Source organism: Mesorhizobium sp. M00.F.Ca.ET.216.01.1.1 (assembly GCF_004010325.2).
Lineage (GTDB): Bacteria > Pseudomonadota > Alphaproteobacteria > Rhizobiales > Rhizobiaceae > Mesorhizobium.
Genome location: NZ_SADR02000182.1, coordinates 1 through 393, shown reverse-complemented (window position 1 = coordinate 393; position 393 = coordinate 1). Strand labels below are relative to the sequence as shown.

At 66.4% G+C, this 393-nt stretch carries 1 pseudogene; it reads right to left on the bottom strand.

Annotated features, from left to right (window positions below):
• Positions 1-393 (bottom strand): annotated as a pseudogene (locus EN859_RS35630) (hypothetical protein); the annotation flags it as partial.

Sequence of the window (393 nt, the reverse complement as noted above, 5' to 3'; positions counted from 1 at the left end):
GAAAATCGCCAGAATCGCGACGCCCGCTGCGTACACGCAAGCCACTGCAAGCGCCTTGTGTTGCAGCACGAACATGGTGGCCGCGCCAAGCGCGATGCCGCCGAGGGCAACCGCGCCGACCCGCTTCCAGCGCACGGGCTCGGCGTCCGGCGCCGAGCCGATATGCGCGAGCGTGCGAAACATCACGAAGTAGTTCGCCACCGCCAGCAGCATCCCCGCGCAGCACACGGCGAAGGCCGTGTGCCAGCCCCAATGGTCCTTGATCCACGGGGTCGCCAGCATGGACGCTGTCGAGCCGAGCTTGACGGCCATGTAGTAGATCGTGAACGCGCTGTCGATGCGCGCGTCGTCGCCCTCGTAGATGCGCCGCACTAGATTAGCCGCGTTCGCCTT